Genomic DNA, 8,059 nt, shown 5'->3' on the forward strand with positions numbered 1-8,059 from the left:
CTTGTACGAGTATTTGTTATCGAAAATCGCCACGGCGGGCACGAACGGCCAATTCCGCACCCCGCGCCATATCATTCAAATGATGGTCGAACTGATGAAACCGACGCCGGAAGACATCATCGTCGATCCAGCGGCAGGTTCGGCGGGGTTTTTGGTGGCGGCGGGCGAATATTTGCGCAAGCACCGCAGCGATCTGTTTTTCGTGCAAAGTTTAAAAGAACACTTTAACAACCACATGTTCTACGGCTTTGACATGGACCGGACGATGCTAAGGATTGGCGCGATGAACATGATGCTCCACGGCATCGAAAACCCGAATATCGAATACCGCGACTCCTTGTCGGAACAAAACAAAGATAAGGACAAATACACCCTTGTCCTTGCCAATCCGCCTTTTAAAGGTTCATTAGATTATGATGCAGTTTCAAATGATTTGTTAAAAGTTGTAAAGACAAAGAAAACCGAACTTTTATTTTTGGCATTATTCTTACGCATTTTAAAAACAGGCGGACGCTGTGCGTGCATCGTGCCGGACGGGGTATTGTTCGGCAGCTCGAAGGCGCATAAAGACATCCGCAAAGAAATCGTGGAAAATCATAAATTAGAAGCGATTATTTCCATGCCAAGCGGCGTATTTAAACCATATGCCGGGGTTTCGACGGCGATTATGATTTTCACCAAAACAGGCGTAGGCGGCACGGATCAAGTATGGTTCTATGACATGAAAGCGGACGGCTACTCATTGGATGACAAGCGCACACCGATTGAGGAAAACGATATTCCGGATATCATTGCGCGCTTCCATAACCGTGAAGCAGAGAAAGAACGGAAACGCACGGAGCAGTCGTTCTTCGTGCCGGTGGAAGAAATTCGCGAAAACGATTATGACCTTTCGATTAATAGATATAAAGAGATTGAGTATGAAGAAGTACAGTATGAAGCGCCAAGTGTGATACTTGAAAAAGTGGAAGCCTTGGAAAAAGAAATTATAAATGGATTAGAGGAATTAAAAAACTTAATAAAGGGATAGAGTGATGCTATGTTTAGTAAATATCAGGACAAGAAATCTTTAAGAAGTTTGCAAAAAAATCCCAATTGGAAGTTATTAAAATTTAGCGATGTTTTAAGAGATGAAACTAAGAATGCAAAAAAAATAAAAAAAGAGGAATACCTTGCACAAGGAAGTTATCCAATTATTGATCAGGGAAAAGACTATATTGCTGGTTTTACCAATGATGGAGACGGTATCTATGATAAATCTCCATTAATCATATTTGGTGATCATACAAGAATATTAAAGTATATTGATTTTCCTATATTTATAGGCGCAGATGGTGCAAAACTACTAAAAAATGTATTCTCGGAGGAAGAAGTTCTTACGAAATACATTTATTATTATCTTCGCACAGTGAATATACCAGACACAGGATATAATCGTCATTTTAAATTTTTAAAAGAAGTTGTAATTCCAATCCCTAGTATAGACTTACAGAAGCGCATTGTTTCTGTACTAGATAAAGCCCAAGAACTCATTGACAAACGAAAAGCTCAAATTGAAGCGTTAGATCAATTAACGCAAAGTGTGTTTTTGGAGATGTTTGGGGATCCAGTAAGTAATCCAAAGGGATGGGATGTTAAGAAATTAAAAGATATTGCGGAAATTGAGGATGGAGATCGAGGTGAAAACTATCCGAAGCAACATGAGCTTGTTAGTGAAGGTATACTTTTTTTGTCTACCTCAAACTTTGTGAACAACAAATTAGACTTATCGAAAGTAACGTATATTACAAAGGAAAAGTTTAGTCAATTGAGAAAAGGAAAATTAAGACGGGGAGATTTAATTGTTACACTGAGGGGATCCATTGGGAATATAGTCATTTTTGATGAAGAAGGTTATGACACAGGGTTCATAAATGCTCAAATGGCGATTCTTAGATTGAAAAATGTTAATCGAATTTTTTTCCAGCAACTTTATACATCTAATAGCTTTCAATTAGTTTTAAAGAAAACACAAACAGGATCTTCTCAACCGCAGCTTCCTTTAAAAAATTTAAAAGAACTTGAGATCATTATTCCACCTTTAGAGTTACAGGAATTATTTGCAGCTACTATACAACAAATAAACTTAAAGAAAGAACTTCTTTTAAAAAGTCAAGCAGAGATACAAAATATGTTTAATTCCCTTATGCAACGCGCATTTAAGGGAGAATTGTTCAACGATTAGAAGGTTAGTTTCGGTCAAAGGAGGGGCGTTTATTGTTATCCAACTTTCATTTTTTAATAGGCAAACCTCATTATGAGAGTTTTACGAATGCGTGTTTAGAGGCGGAGAAAAGTTTGGTCGTCAGTCCAGCGACGTGCGCGATCTTAACGCGCCGTGCGCTGGAGCTTGCCGTTAAGTGGGTGTACAGCTTTGACAGCGCATTGAAAGTTCCTTATCAGGACAATCTTTCAAGCTTGATTCATGACAACGTCTTTTTGTCCATTATTGATGAAGACTTGTTGCCGTTGTTGCGTTACATTGTCAAACTGGGAAATGTCGCGGTTCATACGAACTCGATGATTACGAGGGAAGAAGCGATTCTTTCCCTGCATCATCTTCATCAGTTTGTGTCTTGGATTGATTATTGTTATTCCGATGAATATACGGCTACGGACTTTGACGAATCATTGCTGCCAATCGGAGAGGAAAAGCGCGAGCGTCCGGAAGAATTAAAAGATTTATACGAACGGTTAAGCTCTAAAGACAAGCGTCTTGAGGAAATGGTGAAAGAAAATGAACAGCTCCGCGCTCTTCTTACCGCCAAACGGGAAGCGAATACAAAAGAGTATCACTTCCAAGTGGACGAATTAAGCGAATTTGAAACTAGAAAGAAATACATTGATTTAGATTTAAAGCTAGCGGGTTGGGAATTTAAAAAGGACGTTGTTGTGGAATACCCTGTTGTTGGCATGCCGAATCAGGAAGGAGTCGGCTATGTCGATTACGTTCTTTTTGGCGACAACGGTAAGCCGCTTGCGGTTATCGAAGCGAAACGGACAACCGCTGACCCGAACAAAGGAAAGCAACAGGCGAAATTGTACGCCGACTGCATTGAGAAAATGCACGGTCAACGTCCGATTATTTTTTACACAAACGGTTTTGAAACGTATATTTGGGACGACCTTAACTATCCGGCGCGGAGAGTTTCCGGTTTTTACAATAAGGAAGAATTAAGCTTGCTTATTGATCGACGGACGATGAAGAAGCCGCTAAAAAATGTGCAAATCAATGACAACATTACGAATCGCTATTATCAAAAAGAAGCGGTTTTAGCCGTATGTGACGCGCTTGAGAACAAACGGCGCAAAGCATTGCTTGTCATGGCGACGGGGAGCGGCAAAACCCGGACGGCGGCCGCGATTGTCGATGTTCTTACCCGTCATAATTGGGTAAAAAATATTTTGTTTTTAGCGGACCGCAAAACGCTGGTAACGCAAGCGAAAAATAGCTTTAGCCATTTGCTACCGAACTTGACGCTTTGCAATTTGCTCGATAATAAAGATAATCCGGAAGAAAGTCGGATGGTGTTTTCGACGTATCCGACGATGATGAACGCGATTGACGAAGCGAAACGAAAAGACGGCAAACGTCTCTTTACCGTCGGGCATTTTGATTTAATTATCGTTGATGAATCCCACCGCAGTATTTATAAGAAGTACCGAGCAATTTTTGACTATTTTGACGCAATATTGCTTGGGCTGACCGCCACACCAAAAGATGAAATTGACCGCAATACGTATGAAGTGTTTGATTTAGAAAACGGTGTGCCGACCTATGCCTATGAGTTAGATCAAGCGGTTCAAGATGGCTATTTAGTGGATTATCGTACCATTGAAACAAAGCTTAAATTTCTTGAAGAGGGCATTCATTACGATGAGTTATCGGATGAAGAAAAAGAACGATATGAAGAAACATTTGATGAGGAAGTAGGCGAGGATATTGACAGTGCCGCGTTAAATGAATGGTTGTTTAATGACGATACGATTGATACGGTACTGAGAGATTTAATGGAAAAAGGAATTCGCGTCGAAGGCGGGGACAAACTCGGCAAAACGATTATTTTTGCGAAAAACCATCGCCATGCGGAACGAATCGTGGAGCGCTTTGATCAATTGTTCCCTGAATACAAGGGCGGCTTTGCACGGGTCATTGATTACAGTGTGAACTATTATCAAACATTAATCAACGATTTTTCCGACCGCAACAAATGGCCGCAAATTGCGGTATCGGTCGATATGCTCGATACTGGAGTGGATATTCCGGAAGTCGTCAACCTTGTGTTCTTTAAAAAAGTACGCTCCAAATCAAAGTTTTGGCAAATGATCGGGCGCGGAACCCGTTTGTGCAAAGACTTATTCGGAGCCGGGCAAGATAAAACGCATTTCCTTATTTTTGACTATTGCGGCAACTTCGAGTTTTTCCGGGAAAATCCGAAAGGAATCGAAGGAAAAGCGGTGGAAAGCTTAACGGAGCGTTTGTTTAATGCCAAAATCGAAATCATTAAAGAACTGCAGCATTTACAGTACCAAGAAGAAGAGTATATTGCCCATCGCAATGAATTGATTGACGAGGTGCTAGCGGAAATCAATAAGTTAAACGAAGAAAACTTCCGCGTACGCCAACATATTCAATACGTACACAAGTTTAAAAGCCGGGCTAAATGGGATTCCTTAACAGCGATAGATGTCAATGAAATCAAAGAACATATTTCGCCGCTGATTGTTCCGTTGAATGATGATGAATTTGCGAAACGTTTTGATTTGCTCATGTACACGATTGAGTTGGCAAAACTGCAAACGAAAAATGCGACGAAGCCAATTCGGAGTGTGATTCGTACTGCAGAGGCGTTATCTAAGCTCGGCTCAATTCCTCAAGTGATGGAACAAAAATACATTATTGAAAAAGTACAGACGGAAGAATTTTGGAGCGAAGCCGATATTTTCGAATTGGAAGCCGTTCGCGAAGCGTTGCGTGACTTAGTCAAATTCCTTGAAAAAGAAACGCAAAAAATTTACTATACGAACTTTAAAGACCAAGTTTTAGAAGTCAAAGAAAACGGCCCGATGTTTAATGTCAATGATCTGAAAAATTATCGCAAAAAGGTGGAACATTATCTGCATGAACACCGCGACCAGATGGCCATTTACAAGTTGCGAAATAATAAAAAGCTAACCGTCCAAGACGTAAAAACGTTGGAGCATATTCTTTGGAATGAGCTTGGCACACAGGAAGATTATAAAAGAGAATTCGGAGACACGCCGATTACAAAGCTCGTCCGCCAAATCGTCGGCCTTGACCCACAGGCCGCCAACGAAGCGTTTTCCGAATTTTTATCAAGCGAACGGTTGAACATCCAACAAAGCCGCTTTGTCAAATTGATCGTCGATTACTTTGTGAAAAACGGGGTCATGGATAAAAAAGTATTGCAGGAAGAACCATTTAAAACCGTCGGCAGCATTGTTGAACTCTTTCAAGACAACATGGATGACGCGCGGAGGATTATTAGCATTATCGATGAGATTAACAGAAATTCAGAAGATATTGTGGGGGCGTAGCTGAAAACATTTTGCTGGTATCTAAACTTATTAAAGAATATTCGGTTAGTTGGGCCTTAATTGCTCAACTAGCCGAATAAATATATTAAGTGGCAACATGCTCATTAGATTTGTACGGAGATCGCAAGTAAGTAACAGGGTGGTTAAATTAATGAATTTTATTTCAAGTTTATACGATGAGAAAAAGGTATTAATAACTTTAGAAAAGTATGATATCTCTGACCTAAGTACTCCCCATACGATTAGAACAATAATTGATAATTTTGAGGAAATGAAAAGTTATTATGAAAAGAAGAGCTTTGGATGTATTGATGATATAAATGATTACATTGATGTTTTGTTTTTGAAGTTCGTAACCCTATACAACGAAGATTCTGACTATTTGCTTGAGCCTTATAAGGGGCAGTTAAAACAGGTTATTAAATATTCAGCGAGCAAATTGAATCAAGTCAATAACTCAAGTTTAGTAAAATTTATTGCGTCATCTTATAAAGATATTTTTAGATATAATAATAAGTATTTCAAAAGTGGAGTTAAAGACTTGACAATACAGCTAATTATAAAATTTTACAATGTACTTAAGAACTCAGGTATTTTGGAATATATGATACGGGAAATGCCTATTTTTGTTTACGATAAGTTTAGTGAATTGTCAAATATATTAAAGGATAATAATGGGGAATTAATGAGATGTTTGTTGCTGGATGATGACAATTTTGAAAAACTCTGTGCCTATAGATTTGAAAATATTTGTGAAACGGTTGAAAGATTATATCAAAGCAATTTTAGGGACATTGCATGTGAATTGGGAGACAAAATATATAGGTATATTGAGAATCAGTTCAATAGCGGGACACAGCATGTTTATTATTTGCAAACCATCATTCACAGAGCGAATAAAACACTGTATTTTATACGTTCCGAACATTCAAGACAAATAGAGAATTATCTTAGAAGAATTAACGAAGAGGCAGAGAAATTCTTGTTAGAGAATGGCCAAGAATTCCACTTTGAATTATCAACAGCTTCATATGATGATTTAATGGAAGAATTGGATAAAATAGGGTTAGACTATTTTACAAAATATATGACAATAACACATCGGCTAAACACTCATAATCTTTGGTACTCAATATTGGAGGAAGGGGCAAAGAGTTATGAACCTTCATTAGTTGATTTGGTAAGAACACCTTTTAACTCCAACCAGTATTTTACATATGGGAAGTTCAGTGCAATGGATCGACTGATCACTAGTCATTCAATGTCGTTGCTTTACTGGTTTAGAAAACCGAATAGAGTAAACGAATTTAGGGATTCTCTAAAAATGGTTATTGACTCTATTTTCGAGGTTCTGAATCACGATACAAAACACGATGACTTAGATAAGGATATAGATGCGTTAATAATGATCCTTTGTGATAGTAGGGATACTAGTGAAGCTGTGTTTTACCAGATGAAAGCAATGTTTGTGATCACATTTCTAGAGAAAGTACTTAGACTTATTTATATATGTATTGAAGAGAATGCCTTTTTTGAAAGGTCAAGGATAACACTTGGTACAATCCTAGGGACTTCAAGTAATAATGTGGGTGTATTAGACAATATAATTGGTGAACACCATCATCGCTGGACTAGATATTATTTTTTACATGAGGATAGAGATGTAGGCCTTAATTATCGTAATAGATTGGCTCATTCAATAGATATAAGTGTCGGTGAAATAACACTCCCGGTTTTTATGAAAATTGTTTGGCTAACTCTCTCGACAATTAATTCAATTTTCGTGAATCTGATAAATAACGGTTAAGGATTAGGCAAACTATAAAGGGGTACTGATGTGAATTTTGTAGCGGCTAACAATTACGAATAACAAATTGAGGTATCAAAGCGGGAAATTCCTACGGGGAGCGTATGATGCCTCCTGAGCAGTTTTCTAAATGAGTTTTACAAATAATTGAGTTTTCATCAACAGAGGAACAAGTTATCGCCAACCAATCACTCAGCTTTTGTTGTTTTTTGTAAGAAAAAAGTGCAGAGTATTTCAGTATATAAATTCTGTCATATTGAATAAAAATTCAACCAAATTCTCGCTATTAAAGGCTTAATATGGAGCCTCTGCAGCCATGATTCTTTTGCTAAGCAGCCAGCTGTAGCAGATTTGGCAAACCTAAGCAGGTCATCATGGCTGCTATTCCATGTAAAGACCCTATGCATAACGTTTGTTTTGCGCATCTCTGCACTTTTATTTTGCACTAAACATCCCAAAAGAACTATCTCGTTTTTGGAATCATGCTTCTATCATGGCTGATTTGTATTGTTTCCTGCTGTTCTTTTTTTATCAAAAAGGATTAGGTGAACACTGCTACTATCTCGATATCTGCGATCACTACTCAACGCATGTGGAGTGTTGTGTGTTGCTAATTAAAAAGTAGAAGGTACATGGGGATCTGAGAATCTGTAA

General features: G+C 38.4%; 4 protein-coding genes. All 4 read left to right on the forward strand.

Translation table 11 applies throughout. From position 1 onward, the window contains the following. Positions 1 to 1,030 (forward strand): HsdM family class I SAM-dependent methyltransferase (locus GZ1_RS16845; RefSeq protein ID WP_060788947.1); only part of this gene is annotated, 1,030 nt, incomplete at its 5' end. 9 nt (positions 1,031 to 1,039) lie between these two features. Further along, positions 1,040 to 2,224 carry a restriction endonuclease subunit S gene (locus tag GZ1_RS16850; protein ID WP_015373873.1) on the forward strand — a complete coding sequence of 395 codons (1,185 nt, stop codon included), beginning with the start codon at positions 1,040 to 1,042 and terminating at the stop codon, positions 2,222 to 2,224. Between the two features lie 32 nt (positions 2,225 to 2,256). Further along, positions 2,257 to 5,598, forward strand: coding sequence for a DEAD/DEAH box helicase family protein (locus GZ1_RS16855; RefSeq protein ID WP_060788948.1), 3,342 nt, complete (start codon positions 2,257 to 2,259; stop codon positions 5,596 to 5,598). A 151-nt stretch (positions 5,599 to 5,749) separates the two neighbouring features. Beyond that, positions 5,750 to 7,405: a hypothetical protein gene (locus tag GZ1_RS16860; RefSeq protein ID WP_060788949.1), complete on the forward strand. Its 1,656-nt coding sequence runs from the start codon at positions 5,750 to 5,752 to the stop codon at positions 7,403 to 7,405. Positions 7,406 to 8,059 lie beyond the last annotated feature (654 nt).

It is taken from the genome of Geobacillus zalihae NBRC 101842, assembly GCF_001544135.1.
GTDB lineage: Bacteria > Bacillota > Bacilli > Bacillales > Anoxybacillaceae > Geobacillus > Geobacillus zalihae.

Excerpts from the sequence above, each read along its gene's own strand:
- GZ1_RS16850 (WP_015373873.1), top strand. The coding sequence starts at position 1,040 with ATGTTTAGTAAATATCAGGACAAGAAATCTTTAAGAAGTTTGCAAAAA.
- GZ1_RS16860 (WP_060788949.1), top strand. The coding sequence starts at position 5,750 with ATGAATTTTATTTCAAGTTTATACGATGAGAAAAAGGTATTAATAACT.